Origin of the sequence: Rhizobium sp. L51/94, from assembly GCF_019355555.1 — a bacterium.
In the GTDB taxonomy this organism is placed as follows: Bacteria; Pseudomonadota; Alphaproteobacteria; order Rhizobiales; family Rhizobiaceae; genus Rhizobium; species Rhizobium rhododendri.
The window spans coordinates 2,894,057-2,914,374 of the sequence record NZ_CP072141.1 but is presented as its reverse complement, the minus strand read 5'-3'; the positions used below and the strand labels follow the sequence as shown (position 1 = coordinate 2,914,374).

Genomic DNA, 20,318 nt, shown 5'->3' with positions numbered 1-20,318 from the left:
ACAATTCTGACCTCGCAGACCACCGGCATGGTCCGTTATATTCCGCCTATAAAGCCTCTGCCCCGATGGCCCGGCGGCGTGATTTTCGCGCCCGTTGGCACAGGTTTTCGGCATGCGGCCGACGGCCAGTCGCCATAAGGTTGTGGTTGCCTTAAAGTCGGGGATATCGTGACGGTCTCCACAATTTGGTCCCGAGCAAGGCCGATGATATCAACGCGCTGCGGGGGTTGAAGCCGGGCGTGCAAGAGGCTAGTCGGAGTGGGTGCGTGCGGGCAGGCGGAAGAGGTAGCAAGATGATGGATCCCTATGCGATGCTCGGTCTCGCGCGCGATGCGGGCCTCGATGCGATCAAGAGCGCCTATCGGAAAGCTGCCAAGACCGCCCATCCCGACAGCGGCGGCGATGCGGAGCACTTTGGCAGGCTGCAGGCGGTGTACGAATTGCTGCAGGACCCGATCCGCCGCAAGGTCTACGACGACACCGGCTACGATCCGCAGCTGGCCGATCCGCGCGACCTGCAGGGGGCGGCGATGATCGAGGCGCTGGTCAACGATTTCATTCTCGATGAGCGCGAGCCCGGCTCATTCGATCCGGTTGCCGCGATGCGCCGCAAGCTCTCGGACGAGGCGGTCAAGAACCGCTTCCACATCCTAGAGCTGGAACGCCACCGGGCCCGCGTCCGCAAACACATGGACCGCCTCGGCCGCCGCCCCGAAGCCGACGTCCTCGGCTCCATGCTAAGGGCCCGGACATCAGCCATCGCCGAGGCAATCCGCAAGGCGGAAGCGCAGGTGGCGACGATCGAGCACGCGTATACGATGCTCGAGGAGTATGGCTACGAGATGGACGTGGTGGAGTTACGGGCGGCGGAGTAGTGACCTCGTATAGGCGCCAAAATAGACGGGAAAATCTTTAACCGTTGTCTTCTTTTCCAGAAATCGAGTAGTTTTTGAGTGTGACGATACGCGGCCGCGATCGCATTTCGAAGCTTAACGCTACATGCAAGATTTGATCTGTTTGGTGGCAATTCTATATATGCGCCGTTGTATCAGTTTCTTATACTCCAATATGGCCGTGATGCTCAGACTCTATTTTGTAGTATGGTTGACTGTCTTGGTTTTTAAGTTCACCTTTTGATCTTATGATTCGTCTTGCGTGCCAATGGAGTTTGACGAAATGAACTTGCGCGGCGCTCTTAGAAATATTTCGCACGAACTTGGCCTTAAAGGTCAGTATACATACGAAGAAGTTATCCGTGAATTGAGAGTTAGGCATTCCAATCTAATCATTGCAGAGTCGCGGAAGCTTGAAACAATGGCCTTGAGGCGCATGCTAAGCGATGTCGAGGCGAGGCAAACTAAGACAAACCGTACCTTACAGGGAGAGCTTTTTCCCGAGTTGGCTGGGTTTCCAGGATCTTATGACGCCCGTAGCGTAGGGCTGACGGATAAAAAGGGCGTTCGAGTGTTGCTGCAGTTGCTTTCTATCAAATCAGTTCGGCAGATTTCCAACTATTCAGAAACTCCAAGGAAAAATGATTCATTGCAAGCTAGGCTCAAATCCTGCCTAGACGTTCTTTCTCCTCATATACAGTCGGATGATGAAGTATTTTGTGATGTTATCAGACGCAGTCGGAAATAGCTCCGGAAGTTGCCTGCGCCGGTTCTTGCCTTAGGCGGTAGATCCGATCTCACACCCCCCCATCACAATATCGTAACCACCCCATTAACCTCCCGGTAACCCTCGACGGGCTCCAATTGGGCCTTCGCGCGGCCGGAAATGTTCCGAAATCCGGCCTGAGTTTGTCCAAAACCCGTCTGGAATATCATGCCCGCAAAACTCCCCATTTTCGCCGTCGCCGCCCTTGTCGCCTCTTCTGCCGCGGCGTTTGCCGAGCCTAGCCGGATCCAGCAGTTCGATGACTGGGGCGTCTATTCCTATGCGGCGAAGTCTGGGACGGTCTGCTATGCGCTTTCGATGCCGACGAAGATGGAGCCTGCCGGAATCGACCATGGGAAGAACTTTTTCCTTGTGTCGCCCTCTGCCGACGGCGGCTTCGTGCCCGAGGCGGTGCGCGGCTATATGCTGAAGCCGGGGGCGCCGATCACCGTTGCGGTCGACGACAAGCGCTTCGCCATGGTGTCCAAGGACAATGCCGCCTGGGTGCGGGACGTGGCGCAGGAGCCGGATCTGGTGGCGGCGATGCGCGGTGGCAGCGATATGACCGTCAGCGCCACCTCGAAACGCGGCACTCCGACCCGCTATACCTATTCTCTGGCCGGCATCTCTGCGGCGCTGAAGAAGGTCTCGGCCTGCCGGTGAGGGTGCCCTTGTCCTGCAGCCTTATGGCCGTCGCCGGTTTTTCGGCCATTGTGCTGCTGGTCTCGCCACTCTCGCAGCCGCTGCCATCCGCGGCACCTCTGCTTTCAGGCGCTGGTTCGCCGGCTCCGGTGCTGGCGCCCGGATTTGCGCGCGGCAGCGAAAGCGGCTTGGCCGTGCCGCGTTTCGTGTCGCTGAAGCCGCGCAAGGCGCGCTTGCGCATCGGGCCTTCGCTCGATTATGCGACGCGCTTCATCTATGTCGCGCCCGGCCTGCCGCTCGAGGTCATCCAGGAATATGGACGCTGGCGGCAGGTGCGGGATTCCGACGGTACGTCCGGGTGGATGTATGGCTCGCTGCTATCGGGCCAGCGGACCGGCATTGTCGGCCCCTGGCTCTCGGCCAACGTGCCGCTGCGGGTCGCCGCCAATGCCAAGGCGAGCGCAATCGCGGTGCTGCAGCCGAAGGTGCTGCTGAGGCTATCGGCCTGCGACGGCAGCTGGTGCCGCGTGCATCTGAGCGGGCTGCGGCTCACCGGCTATATCAGGCAAGCCGCCATCTGGGGTGCCTATCCTGGCGAGGTTTTCGGGTGAGGGCGCAAGCTGGCGATCAATTCGCTCGCCGCAGCACCTGCGCCTAAACGCAGGCATCGGATCGTTACGACGGGCGCACGTTTGCGCCGATCTCCATCATCAGCGCTGGGCGGTTCCGTCGATCTTCAGGCGGATCTGGTCGACATTGCCGCGCACATAAATCGTCAGCGGGTTGCCGCCGGCGCCGGATACGGCAAATGCGATGATCGACACGTCTTCCTCGAAGGTCGTCACATAGAGCACCTGCGCCGGATTGACGTAGACGGGCTGGTTGTGGGTATTCTTGAAGCCGATCAGCGCCATGGTTTCGTCCTCCTTAGGGCAAGTGACATATGGCTTGCCATGCGGAGATTGCCTTAGTCTTAACAGCGCGGCCGCAACCTATCAACGAGCGCTACCGGACCCAAGTTTTTTCGCTTTTCGCGCTCCGCCGCCCTTGTTTTTACCGCCCCGGCCGTCCCGTCTTGCCCTTGGTGCGCTTCTGGCGCTTGACGTCGCCGGCGTCTTCGTAGGAGCCGGCGCCGGCCTTGGCGCGGATGATCGGGCGCAGGTCGTCCTTGCCGGATGCGGAGCTGCCGTCCTTGTCCGGCTGGCCTTCGAGCAGCGGCGAAAAGCGCTTCTTGCTGCTCACCGTTTCCGGCGGGCGTTCCGGCAGGCTGCCCGCCGCTGGCTTCTCCGTCCGCCCGACCGTCATCTCGTCGAGGCTGTTCTTGCGGAACAGCGGCCGGGCCGTATCGGTGCCGGGTCCCATGTCGTCGAGGGAGGGTTTCTGAAAGTAGGAGGCCGAGGATGCGGATACGCCTCCCTCCGTCGGCTGCGCCGACATCTCCCCGACAAGGGGGGAGATGGGAGTTTTGCGCTTGCCCTTTGGCTTGCCGTTGTCGCCTTCGACCGCCCTGGCTTCTTGGCGGGCCATCGGGTCGTCCATGACGGCGAGTTCGGCGGCCTTGAGGCGCTTGATCTCGTCGCGCAGCCTTGCTGCCTTCTCGAAGTCGAGGTCGGCTGCGGCGTCGCGCATCTGCTTTTCCAGCGCGTTGAGATGGGCCTGCAGGTTGCCGCCCACCAGGTTGCCGCCATCGGCAAAGCCCTTGCCCGACACGCCCGAGATATCGGCGCGAACGTGGTCGCGCTCGTAGACGCTGTCGAGAATGTCGGAAATCCGGGCCTTCACCGATTCCGGCGTGATGCCGTGGGCGGTGTTGTAAGCCATCTGCTTTTCGCGGCGGCGCGAGGTTTCTTCCATCGCCCGCTTCATCGAGCCGGTGATGTTGTCGGCATAGAGGATCACCTTGCCGTCGACGTTACGCGCCGCGCGGCCGATGGTCTGCACCAGCGACGTCTCGGAGCGCAGGAACCCTTCCTTGTCGGCATCGAGAATGGCGACGAAGCCGCATTCCGGGATGTCGAGGCCCTCACGCAGAAGGTTGATGCCGATGAGCACGTCGAAGGCACCGAGCCGCAGGTCGCGAATGATCTCGATGCGCTCCAGGGTGTCGATGTCGGAGTGCATGTAGCGCACACGCACGCCCTGTTCGTGCAGGTATTCCGTCAAATCCTCGGCCATGCGCTTGGTGAGGACAGTGACCAGCGTACGGTAGCCGGCAGCCGCCGTCTCGCGGATCTCGCCAAGCACGTCGTCAACCTGGCTGCGGGCGGAGCGCACTTCGACGGGCGGATCGATCAGCCCGGTCGGGCGGATGACCTGCTCCGCAAAGACGCCGCCTGATTGCTCCATTTCCCAGTTTCCGGGCGTCGCCGACACGGCGATGGTGTTGGGGCGCATGGCGTCCCATTCCTCGAACCGCAGAGGCCGATTGTCCATGCAGGACGGAAGGCGGAAACCGTATTCGGCCAGCGTCGCCTTGCGCTTGAAGTCGCCCCGGTACATGCCACCGATCTGGCTGACGGAGACGTGGCTCTCGTCGATGAACAGCAGGGCATTGTCGGGGATGTATTCGAACAGGGTGGGTGGCGGCTCGCCCGGGTTGCGGCCGGTGAGATAGCGCGAATAGTTTTCGATGCCGGCACAGGAACCGGTCGCCTCGATCATCTCGATGTCGTAGCGGGTGCGCTGCTCCAGCCGCTGGGCTTCCAGCAGACGGCCGCCTTTTTCAAGCTCGGCCAGCCGCATTTTCAGCTCTTCCTTGATGTGGCGGATGGCGCCGTTCAGTGTCGGGCGCGGCGTCACATAGTGCGAGTTGGCGTAGATCTTGACCGATTTCAGGTCGCCCGTCTTGTGGCCGGTCAGCGGGTCGAACTCGGTGATCGAGTCGATCTCGTCGCCAAACATCGAAATCCGCCAGGCCGCATCTTCCAAGTGGGCGGGAAAGAGCTCGATCGTATCGCCGCGCACCCGGAAAGAGCCGCGCTGGAAATCCATGTCGCGGCGCTTGTACTGCTGGGCCACGAGGTCGGCGAGCAATTGCCGCTGGTCGAGCTTGTCGCCGACCGTCATCTGGAAGGTCATCGCCGTGTAGGTCTCGACCGAGCCGATACCGTAGATGCAGGAGACGGAGGCGACGATGATGCAGTCGTCGCGCTCCAGCAGCGAGCGGGTGGCGGAGTGGCGCATCCGGTCGATCTGCTCGTTGATCGACGATTCCTTCTCGATGAAGGTGTCGGAGCGCGGTACATAGGCTTCCGGCTGGTAATAGTCGTAATAGGAAACGAAATATTCGACCGCGTTGTCTGGGAAGAAGTTCTTGAACTCGGAATAGAGCTGGGCCGCCAGCGTCTTGTTCGGTGCGAGAATGAGGGCAGGGCGCTGCGTCGCCTCGATCACCTTGGCCATGGTGAAGGTCTTGCCGGAGCCGGTGACGCCAAGCAGCACCTGGCTGCGCTCGCCGGATTCGATGCCGGCGACAAGTTCCTTGATCGCCGTCGGCTGGTCGCCGGCCGGCTCATAGTCGGACTGCATGCGGATCCTGATACCGCCCTCCGATTTTTCCGGCCTGGCAGGGCGATGCGGGGTCCACATCTTGCCGTCCTTGAACAGCGGATTGCCGCTCTCGATCAGCGCCGAAAGCGCCTCGACCGTGGCGGTGACGGCCGTGCCTGCATTGGCGGCGTCTTCGAGCGACGTATCCATGCCGGAAACCGGATTGAGCCCGGCGGCAGCCCGCGTCTTCGGATCGGTCGAACCGCCCATGGATGTACCGCGCGCCGATTTCGAGGCGGCGATTTCCACCTTCTTGCGATGCTTGCCGGCCTTGGAGGCGATCTCGCGCTGCGTCTCGACGCCGGAGATCTCGGCTTCCGCTTCGAGCTGCTTTACCCAGTCGGCAACCCCGCCTGACAGCGGCGCGCCTTCGAACGGCGCCTGCGGCGCCTCCTCGAAACCGGTATTTCGATCATCGCGAGCGGGAGAGTTTTTCGGGGATCTGGCCATGCCCGGAATATGGAGCGGCGAAGGCGGAAAGTGAAGAGGGGATGAGTACAAAACGGCAACGGCGCAGCAGTTTGCCACAGTGGCTGACCGCTTGCAGGTGCAGGCCGCCGCTTTTCAGAGCACGTGGCTAGTGGGGGCCGCAGACCTCTGATATCTTCTTCTGGGCAAAATTGCGCGCCAGATTCTGGATATCGCCGACCGAGCTCAGCAATTCGCCGACGGGGCCGCTGACGCTGACACGGGCGTCGGTGACCTTGCAGGCGCCGATATCGACGGACATCGATGCCTGCAGCTTGCCCTTCATATCGATGCCGCCGAGAAGTCCGTGCGAACTCGATTTGCAGGCAAGGTCAGCCTGGGCGTTGATCTGCACGCCATCCGGCGCGGTGCAGAGATCGAGGCCGGTGAGGTTGAAGCGCTCCTTCTTGTCGAAACCGGGAATTTTGGCGCAGGGATTGGCTTCGTCGGCGGCCTTCAGGATGCCGGGACCGTATTTGCTCTGCAACAGCGACCAGCAGCTGGGCGCCGCCATCGCAGCCGTCTGCGGCAGCACAAGAGCGACGAAGGTGCCAACGGCAAGGCTGAGGGCGCGAAGTCGGGGGAGGGATGTCTGGATCAAGGGATCGATTCCTGCTGGGACACGAAATGTTGCAGACGCCGCCAGCGGGTCTTGGCGCGGGACGCTGAACTGGCGCTATTCTCCACTGCTTTGCCCGTTCGATCAACGGGAAATCGGGCTCGGTTCTGCAACGTGGCGGGCTCGGCGCAGCGCCTATTCGGCGCAATCCCATTCGCGGGCAATAATATAGACACCCTTGTTGGTGACATCGCCACGCGGGGAAATTAGCTTTCCCTTCATGTAGTCGCCGCTGTCGCCGACTTCCTTACCTTCGAAGGTCCAGCTTAACCCGATAGTCGAGCCGTCGCTCCAGTCCGGATGGATGTCGTCCGGGTTTGGGGATGCCAGAATCCGGGCCGAGGCGTCATTCGGTGTACATTGTGCCGCCAGCGAAAGGCCGGGAGAGAGCAAGACGGCAGCGACAAGCAAAGGCACAAATTTCATTCTCACGCTCCTCGGGCGACGCGTCAACGGCTTTTGGCGATCATTCGGGGGCGCCCCGTGACCTGTCCAGTTGTAGTCAACTGGTTGCAGGTCGTGTGTGAGAGCGCAATGTGCCATGAAGCATGGTAGCGGTTCATTTTTGGGAAGTAGCGATCTCGGGCATTTCACCCAACGTGTGAATGGGAAGCGGGAAACCATTGCACCGAAAAAGAAAAAAGCCTCTGCATCTCTGCAAAGGCTTTTTATAATTTGGCTCCCCGGGCCAGATTCGAACTGGCGACCTGTCGATTAACAGTCGAATGCTCTACCGCTGAGCTACCAGGGAAGACCGCTTGGCGCGGTGTGAGTGGCCTAATACAAATGCTTTCCCGATTTGCCAAGCGGTTTTTTCAAAAATCGCCCATCGGCTTGCATTAATCGCCCATATCCCCATTTCCTGTGGATGAATGATGCTTCGAACCCACCGCATGCGGACGCCACGCGCCGCCCCAGGCCGAAAAAACGTTTTGGCGTCGATCACGCACGCGGCAAGCTGGTGCTCGGCTCCGTGCACGTGCCGCTGCCGAAATCGCGGCTGGCGCGCATGTCGGTCGGCACGGCGCTGATCGGCGGCGGTTGCCTCGGCTTCCTGCCGATTCTCGGATTCTGGATGATACCGCTCGGTTTCGTCATCCTCTCTCAGGACAGCGCCACCGTCCGCCGCTGGCGCCGTCGCATGTCGGTGTGGTGGGGCCGCAAGCGTCAGCCGGACAACAAATAGTGTATGCTGCCCGGAAAAGCCGCATCGCTTCGCTGCGGCAGGGCTAGCAAGGACAGCCGATCTGGGCCGCGAAGGGCACGAAAAATTATCCCGTTGGCGGCGAATGGTCTTGCGCTCTGTCTAGAGCTAGTCTAAATCGCCGCGACCACACACGGATGGCCTCGTGGCGGAGTGGTGACGCAGAGGACTGCAAATCCTCGTACCCCGGTTCAATTCCGGGCGAGGCCTCCACTTTTTTATCAGTGAAATCAATTTTTTAGATCAACGCCAGTTGTTATTGGCAGCTTTGCATATTGCTGACATCTAGCAAGCCGCTCCTCCTTGGTTTCCAGGATTTCGACCGGAAAGCGGGGAATCCCTGCGACGTGGATTGCAACGTTGGACTTGGTCTGCCAACTTAAACCGAAGCGTTCACCGGTGATCAAATGACTGAGACAAAAATCAAGCTTGATCCTCCTGCAACCGAGGTGACTAGGTTTTTTGAGAACAAGCTCGAAGACCTTAAATGCGAAGCATGCGGAACTGATCTTTGGAGTGTTATGACTAACTCCGAGAAGTACGTTACTGGCTTCTCTGTGACAGACAGCACCGGGTATGAAACATTTAAAATACCCGTTTCGATAATATCGTGTGCTAATTGCGGGAATATGAAGACATTTTCGATGGCCACAATCATAAGTTGGCTGGAAGCAAATCCAAATGGTGAAGTTGGTGGTTGAAAATAAAAGCCCGTTGCAAAGCATCGGCGGTGGGGGGGCAAACGGTGGTATGAGCGAAGTGGATGCGAAAATTGCAGCTGCAGAGGCGAGAACTGACACAAAGTTTGCTGAGTTGCTCGGTGAGTTAAAGCTCATTAATGCTAAAATGGGTCATCTGGAAACCACCACCAACGGCACGAAAATGACAGTCATTGTGACGGCCATTGCGGCTCTCGGCTTGACTGTTGCGATTATGGCTTATGGTGGCCAGTGGTTCAGCGTGGGAATGGATGCTCAAAAAGTTTCACAAGACGCCGTCGAAAAAATGACGCCTCCAATCAACGCGATGAACGCGCACTACGACGCACTAAACAAGCGCGTTGAAACTCTAACCGCTGATACAAACGAAAAATTCGACGCTTTGCTGAAGGCGGTGCAAGATAATTTGCCGAAGGAGAAGCCGTTACCTTCGCCTTTTTACCAAATGCCGACAAAACAATAGTAAATGGCAGATCATTGAATGTTTGCGTCGTAAATCTGATCATGCTTTTGAGTTAGGTAGCGGATTGCAGGCAACGTTCCCGCCCGCTTCGCCAACTGCGCTCCCCCGCACGAATTTCCCTCCGGTCCACATCCACGCCTTGAAAGCTTTCGCGGTGGCGATTAAGACGGTGCACGGATAATCGCTTTTGATGGGGCGGGACAGCATGATGGATTTCGGAACCGCGCGGCTGAAGATGGTCGAGAGCCAGATCAGGACGACGGATGTGACCTCGCACTCCGTGCTGAACGCTTTCCTCGCCGTGCCGCGCGAAGCGTTCGTGCCGGAAAAGCTCAAGGTGCTGGCATATATTGATAATGACGTCGAGATCTGTCCTGCTCGTGACGGCAATCCGCCCCGGTACCTGATGCAGGCATCGCCGCTGGCAAAGCTGCTGCAGCTTGCGGCAATCGGCAAGGACGATGTCGTCCTCGAGGTCGGTGCCGGGACGGGCTACACCTCGGCGCTGCTGTCGCTGCTTTCGGGCTCGGTCGTCGCGCTCGAATGCGACGGCGCTTTGGCGTCGCAGGCGCGCGAAACGCTTTCGGCGCTTGGCTATGGCAATGTCACGGTGGCGACGGGTGCGCTCGAAAAGGGCCATGCGGCCGGGGCGCCTTACGATCTGATCTTCGTCAACGGCGCGGTCGAAGAAGTATCCTCCGATCTTTTCGAGCAGTTGCGTGACAATGGCCGTCTCGTCGTCGTCAAGGGTTTCGGCAATTCGGCGCGTGCCTCGGTGTTCGTGCGCGAACGTGGCGCAATCTCGGAAAACGCATTTTTCAACGCTTCCGTGAAGGCGCTGCCGGGCTTTGCCAAGGTCAAGGAATTCGTCTTCTGAGCAATACCATGGGTTGACGATCTTTCGGACGGGCACCCTGGGTGCCCGTTTTCATTTGCAGTTTTTCCATAGCCGCTGCTTTTGCGTGCGGCTCTGGACAAGGTAAACAAAACTGTGCATCAGCGCACTTAGTCGATTCGCGGTGATTTTTTTCCCCCGGAGAGTATCCTAAGGTAGCGATGATTCGAATGGCTGGCGCGCTGGCATTTCGGTCCTTTCTGCAGGATAACGGGGATGAAAATGGCTCAGTCCAATGTTGCGCGTGAACCGTCGATGGAAGAGATTCTTGCCTCTATCCGCAAGATCATCGAAAGCAACGAGCCAGGCGGTGGTCCTTCCCTGTCGGCCCCGATGCCGCCGGTGTACGAAGCTGCGGAAAACGATGACAACGACATCCATCTGACCGTCGACGATGAGTTCGAAGGCGCGCTCGACGACATGCCGCCGATGCCGGCTCCCCAGGACCCGCGGTTCGTTGCCGCCAATTCGGCCGGCCACGATCCGGATGCAGCGCCGCGCAGCACCATGTCGCTCGCCGACGTGGCAGCCCGCGTGCGTGCCGCTTCCGATCGCAATTCCATGCAGATGAACGCGTCGCGTGAAGCGGCGCCGTCTCGCGAATTGCCGCCGGCGATGGCCGCCCGTCTCGCCGAGGTGCGCCTTGGCTCGCATGCGATGCAGCCCGATGCCGCCGAGGCGGAAGTGCGGCATACGCAACGTGAACCGATGGCCGCCGTGTCGCAGGATTTTGCGGCCGAGATGTCCGACGTGGTCGTGCACATCAGGCCGGTCGAGCCTGTGCAGCAGGTCGTCGAACAGGTCACTCGGGCGCCTGACATGCCATCCGGTGTCCGGACACAGCCGCAGCCCGAGCGCGCCACTGCACCCCAGCCGGTTCATGTCGAGCCGGAAGCCGCCTATGTCGCGCCTGCTGAGCAGCATGACCGGTTCCTGCCGCAGCTGCATGAAGAGGCCCAGAAGATGCTGGTCTCTGAAGCCACCGGCGAGCAGGTTGCGCGTTCGTTCGACGAGCTTGCCGCAGCGCTTGGCGCCGAGCGCCGCTCGCTCGACGACATAGCCCAGGACATGCTGCGGCCGATGCTGCAGGAATGGCTGGACGACAACCTGCCGACGCTGGTCGAAAAGCTGGTACGCGAGGAGATCGAGCGGGTTGCCCGCGGGCCCCGCCGCTAGTTTTTCCCGATACCTGGCGACAACAGCCGCTCCGGGCACGGGGCGGCTTTTTTATTGACTTGCCGACGGCCATCCTGTTTACCAACCGGCATCATCGAACTCTAGATCCGGTCCCAAAATGCTCGAAAAGACCTATGATTCTGCCGCTGTTGAGCCGAAAATCGCCCAGAAATGGGACGAGGCCGACGCGTTTCGCGCTGGTGCCAATGCCAAGCCGGGAGCCGAGACGTTCACCATCGTCATTCCGCCTCCGAACGTCACCGGTTCGCTGCACATGGGCCACGCGCTCAACAACACGTTGCAGGACATCATGGTGCGTTTCGAGCGGATGCGCGGCAAGGACGTGCTCTGGCAGCCAGGCATGGACCATGCCGGCATCGCCACGCAGATGGTCGTCGAGCGCAAGCTGAAGGAATTGCAGCTGCCCGGCCGTGTCGCCATGGGCCGCGAAGCCTTCATCGACAAGGTCTGGGAATGGAAGGACGAGTCGGGCGGTCTGATCTTCAACCAGCTGAAGCGCCTCGGCGCCTCCTGCGACTGGTCGCGCGAGCGCTTCACCATGGACGAGGGGCTGTCGGAAGCCGTCCTCAAGGTCTTCGTGTCGCTCTACAAGGAGGGCCTGATCTATCGCGGCAAGCGGCTGGTCAACTGGGACCCGCAGTTCGAAACCGCAATCTCCGACATCGAGGTCGAAAGCCGCGAAGTCAACGGCCATATGTGGCACTTCAAATACCGCCTGGCTGGCGGCGAGACATACACCTATGTCGAGAAGGATGCCGACGGTAACGTCACTTTCCAGGAGGAGCGCGACTACATCTCGATTGCGACGACCCGGCCGGAGACGATGCTGGGAGATGGTGCCGTGGCCGTTCACCCCTCGGATACACGCTATGCACCTATCGTCGGCAAGCTCTGTGAAATCCCCGTCGGGCCGAAGGAGCATCGCCGCCTGATCCCGATCATCACCGACGAATATCCGGAACCAGATTTTGGCTCCGGCGCGGTGAAGATTACCGGCGCCCATGATTTCAACGACTACCAGGTCGCCAAGCGCAACGACATCCCGCTCTACCGGCTGATGAACGGCCGCGCCGAAATGCGCGATGACGGCGAGCCCTACGCAGTCTGCGCTGCCCAGGCGCAGGCGATTGCCCGCGGCGGCGACATGCCGACGGAATCCGAAATCGACGACATCAACCTCGTACCGGAAGAATATCGCGGCCTCGACCGGCTCGTCGCCCGCAAGCGCATCGTCGATGCGATCAACGCCGAGGGCCTGGCGGTTACCGTCAAGGATGCCGACGGCAACGATATTCCCTACGTCGAAGCCAAGAAGATCATGCAGCCGTTCGGCGACCGCTCGAACGTCGTCATCGAGCCTATGCTGACCGACCAGTGGTTCGTCGATGCGAAGACGCTGGCAGGGCCGGCCATCGCCTCCGTGCGCGAAGGCCGCACCAATTTCGTGCCGAAGAACTGGGACAAGACCTATTACGAGTGGATGGACAACATCCAGCCCTGGTGCATTTCGCGCCAGCTTTGGTGGGGTCACCAGATCCCGGCCTGGTATGGCCCGGATGGTCAGGTTTTCGTCGAAAAGACCGAGGAAGAGGCGCTGCAGGCGGCGATCCAGCATTACCTGTCTCACGAAGGTGTCTGGAAGGCCTGGGTCGAGGAGAAACTGGAGAACTTCAAGCCGGGTGAAATCCTCATCCGCGACGAGGATGTGCTCGACACCTGGTTCTCGTCCGCCCTCTGGCCGTTCTCGACGCTCGGCTGGCCTGAGCAGACGGCCGAGCTTGCCCGCTACTATCCGACCAACGTGCTGGTCACCGGTTTCGACATTATCTTCTTCTGGGTCGCCCGAATGATGATGATGGGCCTGCACTTCATGAAGGACGACGCCGGCAACGGGGTAGAGCCGTTCAATACGGTCTATGTTCACGCACTGGTTCGCGACAAGAGCGGCCAGAAGATGTCGAAGTCGAAAGGCAACGTCATCGATCCGCTGGAACTGATCGACGAGTACGGCGCCGACTCGCTACGTTTCACGCTGGCCATCATGGCAGCGCAGGGCCGCGACGTGAAACTCGATCCGGCGCGCATCGCCGGCTACCGCAACTTCGGCACCAAGCTGTGGAATGCGACGCGTTTCGCGGAGATGAACGGCGCTGCCAGTGGCGCGCATTTTGTGCCCGAGGCGGCCGAACTGACGGTCAACCGCTGGATCCTGACGGAACTGGCGCGCACCACCCGTGATGTCACGGAGGCGCTGGAGGCTTACCGGTTCAACGACGCGGCCGGCGCTCTCTATCGCTTTGTCTGGAACCAGTTCTGCGACTGGTACCTGGAACTGCTGAAGCCCGTCTTCATGGGCGAGGAAGAGGCTGACAAGGTCGAAGCGCAGGGCTGCAGCGCCTACGTGCTGGAAGAGATCTACAAGCTTCTGCATCCGTTCATGCCGTTCATGACGGAGGAGCTCTGGGCCCACACAGCTGGCGAGGGCAAGGAGCGCGATGGATTGATCTGCCACGCAGACTGGCCGGTGCCGTCCTATGCGGACGATGTCGCGGCAGCAGAGATCAACTGGCTGATCGACCTCGTCTCGGGCATCCGTTCTGTGCGCTCGGAAATGAACGTGCCGCCGGCAGCCACGGCGCCGCTGGTGTTCGTCGATGCCAATGGCGTCACCCGCGAGCGGCTGTTCCGCCACGATGCGGCGATCAAGCGGCTTGCCCGCGTCGAGGCTATCTCGCTCGCCGAAGCTGCGCCGAAGGGCTCGGCACAGATCGTCATCGGCGAGGCGACTGCATGTCTGCCGCTGGGCACATTGATCGATATCGACGCCGAGCGGAGCCGGCTTGAAAAGGCTGTCGCCAAGGCACAGGCCGAGGCGGATCGCATCGTCGGGAAATTGTCGAACGAGCGGTTCGTTGCCAACGCCAACCCCGAAGTCGTGGCTGCGGAACGCGAACGGCTGGAGGAGCTGCAGAGCCAGCTCGCCAGCCTCAAGGTCGCCCTGACAAGGCTCAGCGAAGTCGGCTGATTGCTACGACCGTTTAGAATCGTTCGGTGGAATTACAAAGGGCGTGCCACGAAAGGGGTGCGCCCTTCTTGAATCCATAGAAAATTCGACTTCAGGTGGATTGGTTACATTCAAAGTATAGTCTCGGGTTGAATATCAAACCCCTCATTTTAAGGGGGTGGTTATATTTCGCTGCTGTGATCCGTTTGATACATCGCGCGCAAGTCAGAGAAAGAGAATCTAGTTCAAGCACTAAACGATACATTCTCGGGAAGAAAATTTTGCGCTTTGTGATATTCACGCGATAGGATGCCGCTACTTCTCGTGGAGCGCGCTCCAGTATTGATATCACGGGCTTATCGTTACGTTGCCTATTCTTGCGATGACCGTAAGATTGCCGCAGTTGGGTACCGGGGAAGTGTAATGGGACATCGTGCAGTGGCCAAGGCCGCCCTCGTGCTGCTTGCCGGCTGTAGCTTCGTCAGCTCCGCAGCGGCCGGAGGCATCGAGCGCGCGGGTTATGACATAGATCTGCTGTTCGATAAGTCACGCTATGCTTTCGAGGGCGGAGTCACGTTCGTGATGCCGGAGCGCAAGCTGACCAATGCACGTGACATCAATCCACGTGATGGAAACCTCAACAATCGCCCGCAGTCCGTCAGCGACGGTCCCAATTTTGGCGTGCCTTCCGTGGGCATCAAGATCGGTATCACAGACGATGTCGATTGCCTGGCCGACTACTCCGAGCCGTTCGGCGCCCATTCCAATCCCGGGACAAACTGGGCCGGTGCCAACTATAACAGCGACGAAAAGATATACAGCCACAACTACGGCCTGACCTGCTCCTACAAGTTCGATGCAGGTCCGGGCCAGCTGCGGCTGATCGGCGGTGGCTTCTACCAGGAGGTCGGTGGATTCAAGGAAGAATTGGTGGTGCCCTTGCCGGCGTCGCTGTCGTCCCTCTACAGCGGCATGGGTCGTCTCGATATCAGCGACAGCGGCTGGGGCTGGCGTTCGGGCGTTGCCTACGAGATCCCCGAATACGCCATGCGGGCCAGCCTCGTCTATAACAGCCAGGTCAAGTACGACAATCTGTCCGGCACGGTGGATCTGACATCCGTGCCGAAGATTGCAGTCCCGGGTAATCCGGCGGTGGGCACGGTCACGCCCGTCTACGGATCGGCCACGGCGCCGGATTCGCTGGAGCTGAAGCTGCAGACCGGCATCGCGCCCGACTGGCTGGCGTTCGGTTCTGCCAAGTGGACCAACTGGAGCACGCTGCAGAGTATCGCATTCTGTCCGAAATCGACGCGCGGAGTTGTCGCCTGCAGGCCGGGCAGCGCCGCGGAACTGACCTCCCTCGATCTCCTCTACAAGGACGGATGGACGTTGAGCGGCGGCATCGGCCACAAGTTCAATGCCCAGTGGAGCGGCGCCGTCAGCCTCACCTGGGACCAGGGCACGAGCCAGGGCTATGGCCTGTCGTCCGATACTTGGATGCTCGGGGCAGGCCTTTCCTTCTCGCCGACCGAGCATGTCGAATACCGGCTTGCCGGCGCTGTCGGTCTGCTAACTTCAGGCAAGTCCGGGACCGTTACCTCCGGTGGCGTGACCTACGGCGACGATGTCACCTATCGCTACGGCAACGATTTCGTCGGCGCCCTTTCGACGTCGGTCAAGGTCAAATTCTAGCTGTCTCAACCACCGTTTGTGCCAGGATGTACTCGCTCCTTTCAGTTGTTCCGGGCGGGCACGTTCGCGCCGTTGCGCCATTTTGTGACGAAATCGCAACACTCGTTTGCAACCGTTTACGTTGCCCGCTCCTGCGGGAAATCTGTCCATTTCCCGCCACAAATAGAGCGCACCGATAAGCGCGGGCTCAGGGCGAGCCCGTCTGAAAACGTGCAGTGGGGATCTTCAGGCTGATTTCGGAGAGTGTGAGACAAGTGTCATGACTGAGGTTCGAGTGACTTCGAGCTAACGGGTGTAACGTTTTGTTGCCATGGTGCTTTTTGAATATTCGAAAGTCTGCCTATCGATCCTGAACGAGGAATTATTTGGCGTTTGAAGAGCCAAAAAATGCTTCGTTGGACGTGCCTACGCTGGTTTGGTCACAATTTCGCGATACGGTTGAAAATGTGACGAATGGCGAGGCGGCAAATGTTTCCGAAGTTTGGAAACGGCTTGCCGCAGCGCATGGACAAGCGGCGAGTGGATCCTGGAGCGGGGGCGTTCTCAAGGTCCGGTCGGAATGGAATGCGGGCCGGTGTAGGCGGCTTGTGGGAGTTTATCCGGCGCTGAACGGTGACGAGGGGTTGATCGTGGCGTATCCGGATAGAGCGAAAGAAATCGACTGTGATGCTTAGATCCGAGTTTCCATCAGTACGAGTTATGTGGCTTGGCATGGCGTTGATCGTGCCGGCTGCCGTTGCGGCACCTGCCTTGGCCTTTGATATCAATGCCGGCGTCTCAAAGGAATCGGGACCCTTCGACCTCTTCAAGTTCGGCTTCAAGGCCTACAAGAACGGGCAGAAGGAAGAAGCCGTCGAGGCTTACAAATATGCGGCCGAGAAGGGCCATACCGGCTCGCGATGGGCACTTGCGAACATGTATGCCGATGGCGACGGCGTTGCACAGGATGACTTCGAGGCCTTCAAGATCTACAATGAGATCGCCCAGCAAGGCGTCGAGCCCGGGTCCGAAGACACCGGCTTTTTCATCAATGCGCTGCTTTCTCTCGCCAACTATTACAAGAGCGGAATTCCCAACACCCCCGTCAAGACGGACCTGAACCAGGCGCGCCAGCTGTATTTCCAGGTCGCATCGACCTTCGGTATCGCCGAAGCACAGTTTCAGCTGGCGAAGATGATGCTGTCGGGCGAGGGCGGCACGTCGAATGTCCAGCAGGCGAAGAAGTGGCTCAATCAGGCTCGCAAGAGCGGCCATCCCGGTGCCATGGCCGTGTTCGGCAACATCCTGTTCCAGGAAGGCCAGTCGACACGCGGGCTCGCGTTCATGACGGCGGCTCTCGACAAGTGCAAGCCGAAGGATTGTCCGTGGATGGAAGACCTGCAGGAGCAGGCTTTCTCCGTCGCCAACGAAAACGACCGCCGCAACGCCGTCGTCATGGCCCACAAGCTCGACGTGACCGCTCCGGAGTGATGGGGCGGACGGTTATTGCCGCTCAGCCCGCAAAATCGAAATGGGCAACGACGGGGACGTGGTCGGACGGCTTTTCCCAGGCGCGAACGTGTTTCTCAACTGTCGCCGAGGTCATTTTGTCGGCAGCTTCGGGTGACAGCATCAGGTGATCGATGCGGATGCCGTTGTTTTTTGGCCAGGCACCGGCCTGATAATCCCAGAACGTGTAGAGCTTTGACTGATCGCTTGTCGCCCGCAGGGCGTCGGTGAGGCCGAGATTTTCCAGTCTTCGAAATGCCTGGCGCGTCTGCGGCAGGAACAATGCGTCATTCGCCCAGACCCTTGGATCGAAGCAGTCGTGCGGCTCCGGGATGACATTGTAGTCGCCAGCAAGGATCAGCGGCTCCTCCAGCGCCAGTCGACCGGCTGCAAACACCTGAAGGCGCTCCATCCAGGCGAGCTTGTAGGGATATTTTTCGGTATCGACGGGATTTCCATTCGGAAGATAGATGCAGCCGACCCTCAGCGTCCGGTCGCCGGCGATGGAGAAGGAGGCTTCGATGAAGCGCGACTGCTGGTCGGTGTCGTCACCCGGCAGGCCACGGATCACCGCATCCGGCTTCTGCTTCGACAGGATCGCGACGCCGTTGAAGCCCTTCTGGCCGTGGGTCTCGACATGATAGCCGAGCTCCTCGAGCTGCAGCCTCGGAAAGCCCTCGTCGACTGATTTGATTTCCTGCAGGCAGGCGATATCGGGACTGGAATCCTTCAGCCACTGGCAAAGGTTGTCGATGCGGGCCTTGATGCCGTTGATATTCCAGGTGGCGATTTTCATGGGCGAGGGACTCCTTGGATTGCCCCTTTTATCGTCACGACCGGCGCTTGGCCATTGGCTTCAGGACAAAAGAAAACCGGCCGGCGGCTGTGCCGTCGACCGGTTGCGCAGTACTGTATGTCGTTTCAGACGGAGAAGCTGGTGCCGCAGCCGCAACTGGCAACCGCGTTCGGGTTGTTGATCTGGAACGACTGGCCGAGCAGGTTGTCGACGAAATCGATCTGCGAGCCTGCCATGTAGATCAGCGACAGCTTGTCGATGAAGACTGTGGCGTCGCCCTTGGCAACGACGATGTCGTCCTCGGCGGGGGCTTCGACGAGATCGAATTTGTAGGAAAAGCCCGAGCAGCCACCGCCTTCGACGGCGACGCGCAGCGCGCTCTTGCCGGTTTCCGCACTGACGATTGCGGCTATGCGCTTGGCGGCGGAATCCGAAAGGGTTACAGTTGTTTCGGTCATGATGTCCTCCTGCCGGGGTCAAGGCCCGGAGAGAATGAGTTGAGGATGGCGTTCAAACGCCTGATATCGAACAAGGCTATCACCAAAGTTCTGGCGGCGACAGCAGCAGTTGGGAGTTTTTGCCGGACTGCTTTGCCGTTCCTTGAAACTGTAGGTATGAAGGCCGGAACGCGGCGTCAATGGCCAGCGGCCGAGATGGATGGATTATGACGATCGACAGGCATGCATTGGGTTTCGGCACGGGCGAACGGGCGATCTACGCGGCGGACCCCTGGACAACGCGCGGCCGGCTCTATGACGAATCCTCCAGCCCGACCCGGTCCGATTTCCAGCGCGACCGCGACCGTATCGTGCACACCACCGCCTTCCGGCGGCTGAAGCACAAGACCCAGGTTTTCATCGCCCAGGACGGCGATCACTATCGCACGCGACTGACGCATACGATCGAGGTGGCGCAGGTGGCAAGGGCGCTGGCAAGGGCGCTGCGGCTCGACGAGGACCTGGCCGAAGGCGTCGCGCTGGTCCATGATTTCGGCCATACGCCGTTCGGCCATACCGGCGAGGATGCGCTTCACGAGATGCTGCAGCCCTATGGCGGCTTCGACCACAATGCCCAGTCGCTGCGCATCGTCACCAAGCTGGAGCGGCGCTATGCCGAGTTCGACGGGCTGAACCTGACATGGGAGACCCTCGAGGGACTGGTGAAGCACAATGGCCCGCTGCTGGCGCCGGACGGCAAGGGCACGCACGGGCCGGTGCCGCAGCCGATCCTCGATTATTGCGAGTTGCACGACCTGGAGATCGGCAGCTATGCCAGCCTCGAAGCGCAGACGGCGGCGATCGCCGACGATATCGCCTATAACACGCACGATATCGACGATGGCTTGCGCTCCGGCTATCTGAGTTTCGAGATGCTGGAAGATATCCCATTCCTGGCCGGACTGATGGCCGAGGTCAGGGACCGCTACCCCAATCTGGAAGCCAGCCGGTTTACCCATGAGATCATGCGCCGGCAGATCACCCGGATGGTCGAGAACGTGATTTCGGTGGCGCAGGAAAATCTTGCCTCGATCCGGCCGACGAGCGCTGATGATATCCGCAATGCCGGCCGCGTTGTCGCCGCCTTCTCGCCCGACATGGCCGAGACCGACAGGCAGATCAAGGCGATGCTGTTCAAGCGCATCTACCGCCACCCCGATATCATGCGCATCCGTGCGGATGCGGCGCAGATCGTCACCGACCTTTTCCACGCCTACATGGCCGATCCGCGCGAGATGCAGAGCCACTACTGGGTGGATCATATCTCCGGCCTCGCCGATGCCGCCAAGGCCCGGCATGTCGGCGATTATCTGGCCGGAATGACCGATACCTATGCCATAAGTGCCCACAGGCGATTGTTTGACCAGACTCCCGATTTGCGTTAGGCACCGGGTCGCCGACGGATGGCTGACTGAAACCGCCCATG

The 20,318-nt window shown here is 60.1% G+C and carries 20 protein-coding genes and 2 tRNA genes; 15 read left to right on the top strand and 7 right to left on the bottom strand.

What is annotated here, in order from left to right; genetic code table 11:
- The first annotated feature begins 293 nt into the window (after positions 1–293).
- The 4 genes from J5274_RS14305 to J5274_RS14290 all read left to right on the top strand — a co-directional run bounded on the left by J5274_RS14305 (position 294) and on the right by J5274_RS14290 (position 2,912).
- The gene (locus J5274_RS14305; RefSeq protein ID WP_142823064.1) at positions 294–875 is read left to right on the top strand and encodes a DnaJ domain-containing protein; all 582 of its coding nucleotides are present in this window, start codon (positions 294–296) and stop codon (positions 873–875) included.
- Between the two features lie 286 nt (positions 876–1,161).
- Positions 1,162–1,641 carry a hypothetical protein gene (locus tag J5274_RS14300; protein WP_142823063.1) on the top strand — a complete coding sequence of 160 codons (480 nt, stop codon included), beginning with the start codon at positions 1,162–1,164 and terminating at the stop codon, positions 1,639–1,641.
- Between the two features lie 186 nt (positions 1,642–1,827).
- On the top strand, positions 1,828–2,322 hold the full coding sequence (locus tag J5274_RS14295) for an invasion associated locus B family protein (RefSeq protein ID WP_142823062.1): 495 nt from the start codon (positions 1,828–1,830) through the stop codon (positions 2,320–2,322).
- Between the two features lie 8 nt (positions 2,323–2,330).
- Positions 2,331–2,912 carry an SH3 domain-containing protein gene (locus J5274_RS14290; RefSeq protein WP_224127713.1) on the top strand — a complete coding sequence of 194 codons (582 nt, stop codon included), beginning with the start codon at positions 2,331–2,333 and terminating at the stop codon, positions 2,910–2,912.
- A gap of 99 nt (positions 2,913–3,011) precedes the next feature.
- Here the strand turns inward: J5274_RS14290 and J5274_RS14285 are convergent, their stop codons facing one another.
- The 5 genes from J5274_RS14285 to J5274_RS14265 form a co-directional block, all read right to left on the bottom strand.
- Complete coding sequence (locus tag J5274_RS14285; protein WP_142823061.1) at positions 3,012–3,215, bottom strand: hypothetical protein; 204 nt, start codon at positions 3,213–3,215, stop codon at positions 3,012–3,014.
- Between the two features lie 139 nt (positions 3,216–3,354).
- On the bottom strand, positions 3,355–6,300 hold the full coding sequence (uvrB, locus tag J5274_RS14280; protein WP_142823060.1) for an excinuclease ABC subunit UvrB: 2,946 nt from the start codon (positions 6,298–6,300) through the stop codon (positions 3,355–3,357).
- A gap of 127 nt (positions 6,301–6,427) precedes the next feature.
- Positions 6,428–6,919 carry a hypothetical protein gene (locus tag J5274_RS14275; protein WP_224127710.1) on the bottom strand — a complete coding sequence of 164 codons (492 nt, stop codon included), beginning with the start codon at positions 6,917–6,919 and terminating at the stop codon, positions 6,428–6,430.
- Between the two features lie 153 nt (positions 6,920–7,072).
- The gene (locus J5274_RS14270) at positions 7,073–7,363 is read right to left on the bottom strand and encodes a hypothetical protein (RefSeq protein ID WP_142823059.1); all 291 of its coding nucleotides are present in this window, start codon (positions 7,361–7,363) and stop codon (positions 7,073–7,075) included.
- A gap of 250 nt (positions 7,364–7,613) precedes the next feature.
- Positions 7,614–7,688: transfer RNA gene (locus tag J5274_RS14265), tRNA-Asn, on the bottom strand.
- 117 nt (positions 7,689–7,805) lie between these two features.
- On the opposite strand from J5274_RS14265, the gene J5274_RS14260 reads away from it, so the two are divergent.
- The 9 genes from J5274_RS14260 to exoR all read left to right on the top strand — a co-directional run bounded on the left by J5274_RS14260 (position 7,806) and on the right by exoR (position 17,581).
- A complete protein-coding gene (locus J5274_RS14260) occupies positions 7,806–8,123 on the top strand; it encodes a hypothetical protein (RefSeq protein WP_142829174.1) in 318 nt (105 codons plus the stop codon).
- A 157-nt stretch (positions 8,124–8,280) separates the two neighbouring features.
- A tRNA-Cys gene (locus J5274_RS14255) sits at positions 8,281–8,354 on the top strand.
- A gap of 194 nt (positions 8,355–8,548) precedes the next feature.
- Complete coding sequence (locus tag J5274_RS14250; protein ID WP_219274645.1) at positions 8,549–8,842, top strand: hypothetical protein; 294 nt, start codon at positions 8,549–8,551, stop codon at positions 8,840–8,842.
- Complete coding sequence (locus J5274_RS14245; protein WP_142823057.1) at positions 8,823–9,323, top strand: hypothetical protein; 501 nt, start codon at positions 8,823–8,825, stop codon at positions 9,321–9,323. Before J5274_RS14250 ends, J5274_RS14245 begins: the two co-directional genes overlap by 20 nt.
- A 205-nt stretch (positions 9,324–9,528) precedes the next feature.
- Positions 9,529–10,200, top strand: coding sequence for a protein-L-isoaspartate O-methyltransferase (locus tag J5274_RS14240; RefSeq protein WP_142823056.1), 672 nt, complete (start codon positions 9,529–9,531; stop codon positions 10,198–10,200).
- A gap of 240 nt (positions 10,201–10,440) precedes the next feature.
- Entirely contained in the window at positions 10,441–11,394 is a 954-nt protein-coding gene (locus J5274_RS14235) for a DUF2497 domain-containing protein (RefSeq protein WP_142823055.1), read from the top strand.
- Positions 11,395–11,512: 118 nt separating this feature from the next.
- Complete coding sequence (locus J5274_RS14230) at positions 11,513–14,440, top strand: valine--tRNA ligase (RefSeq protein WP_142823054.1); 2,928 nt, start codon at positions 11,513–11,515, stop codon at positions 14,438–14,440.
- 402 nt (positions 14,441–14,842) lie between these two features.
- A complete protein-coding gene (locus tag J5274_RS14225; protein ID WP_142823053.1) occupies positions 14,843–16,111 on the top strand; it encodes an OmpP1/FadL family transporter in 1,269 nt (422 codons plus the stop codon).
- Positions 16,112–16,777: 666 nt separating this feature from the next.
- Positions 16,778–17,581: an exopolysaccharide production regulator ExoR gene (exoR, locus tag J5274_RS14220; protein ID WP_142823052.1), complete on the top strand. Its 804-nt coding sequence runs from the start codon at positions 16,778–16,780 to the stop codon at positions 17,579–17,581.
- A gap of 22 nt (positions 17,582–17,603) precedes the next feature.
- Here exoR and xth read toward each other — a convergent pair whose 3' ends face one another.
- Together xth and erpA are read right to left on the bottom strand one after the other, a co-directional pair.
- Complete coding sequence (xth, locus tag J5274_RS14215; protein WP_142823051.1) at positions 17,604–18,395, bottom strand: exodeoxyribonuclease III; 792 nt, start codon at positions 18,393–18,395, stop codon at positions 17,604–17,606.
- 125 nt (positions 18,396–18,520) lie between these two features.
- Entirely contained in the window at positions 18,521–18,853 is a 333-nt protein-coding gene (erpA, locus tag J5274_RS14210) for an iron-sulfur cluster insertion protein ErpA (protein ID WP_111221744.1), read from the bottom strand.
- A gap of 45 nt (positions 18,854–18,898) precedes the next feature.
- Here erpA and J5274_RS14205 point away from each other — a divergent pair, with 45 nt between their 5' ends.
- On the top strand, positions 18,899–19,063 hold the full coding sequence (locus tag J5274_RS14205; RefSeq protein ID WP_153816507.1) for a hypothetical protein: 165 nt from the start codon (positions 18,899–18,901) through the stop codon (positions 19,061–19,063).
- A complete protein-coding gene (locus tag J5274_RS14200; RefSeq protein ID WP_142823050.1) occupies positions 19,060–20,277 on the top strand; it encodes a deoxyguanosinetriphosphate triphosphohydrolase in 1,218 nt (405 codons plus the stop codon). The genes J5274_RS14205 and J5274_RS14200 overlap by 4 nt, the downstream gene beginning before the upstream one ends.
- Positions 20,278–20,318: the final 41 nt, after the last annotated feature.

Coding starts and splice junctions, on each gene's coding strand:
- J5274_RS14305 (WP_142823064.1), top strand. CDS start 294: ATGATGGATCCCTATGCGATGCTCGGTCTCGCGCGCGATGCGGGCCTC.
- J5274_RS14300 (WP_142823063.1), top strand. CDS start 1,162: ATGGAGTTTGACGAAATGAACTTGCGCGGCGCTCTTAGAAATATTTCG.
- J5274_RS14295 (WP_142823062.1), top strand. CDS start 1,828: ATGCCCGCAAAACTCCCCATTTTCGCCGTCGCCGCCCTTGTCGCCTCT.
- J5274_RS14285 (WP_142823061.1), bottom strand. CDS start 3,215: ATGGCGCTGATCGGCTTCAAGAATACCCACAACCAGCCCGTCTACGTC.
- uvrB (WP_142823060.1), bottom strand. CDS start 6,300: ATGGCCAGATCCCCGAAAAACTCTCCCGCTCGCGATGATCGAAATACC.
- J5274_RS14270 (WP_142823059.1), bottom strand. CDS start 7,363: ATGAAATTTGTGCCTTTGCTTGTCGCTGCCGTCTTGCTCTCTCCCGGC.
- J5274_RS14260 (WP_142829174.1), top strand. CDS start 7,806: ATGAATGATGCTTCGAACCCACCGCATGCGGACGCCACGCGCCGCCCC.
- J5274_RS14250 (WP_219274645.1), top strand. CDS start 8,549: ATGACTGAGACAAAAATCAAGCTTGATCCTCCTGCAACCGAGGTGACT.
- J5274_RS14245 (WP_142823057.1), top strand. CDS start 8,823: ATGGTGAAGTTGGTGGTTGAAAATAAAAGCCCGTTGCAAAGCATCGGC.
- J5274_RS14240 (WP_142823056.1), top strand. CDS start 9,529: ATGATGGATTTCGGAACCGCGCGGCTGAAGATGGTCGAGAGCCAGATC.
- J5274_RS14235 (WP_142823055.1), top strand. CDS start 10,441: ATGGCTCAGTCCAATGTTGCGCGTGAACCGTCGATGGAAGAGATTCTT.
- J5274_RS14230 (WP_142823054.1), top strand. CDS start 11,513: ATGCTCGAAAAGACCTATGATTCTGCCGCTGTTGAGCCGAAAATCGCC.
- J5274_RS14225 (WP_142823053.1), top strand. CDS start 14,843: ATGGGACATCGTGCAGTGGCCAAGGCCGCCCTCGTGCTGCTTGCCGGC.
- exoR (WP_142823052.1), top strand. CDS start 16,778: ATGCTTAGATCCGAGTTTCCATCAGTACGAGTTATGTGGCTTGGCATG.
- xth (WP_142823051.1), bottom strand. CDS start 18,395: ATGAAAATCGCCACCTGGAATATCAACGGCATCAAGGCCCGCATCGAC.
- erpA (WP_111221744.1), bottom strand. CDS start 18,853: ATGACCGAAACAACTGTAACCCTTTCGGATTCCGCCGCCAAGCGCATA.
- J5274_RS14205 (WP_153816507.1), top strand. CDS start 18,899: ATGGCGTTCAAACGCCTGATATCGAACAAGGCTATCACCAAAGTTCTG.
- J5274_RS14200 (WP_142823050.1), top strand. CDS start 19,060: ATGACGATCGACAGGCATGCATTGGGTTTCGGCACGGGCGAACGGGCG.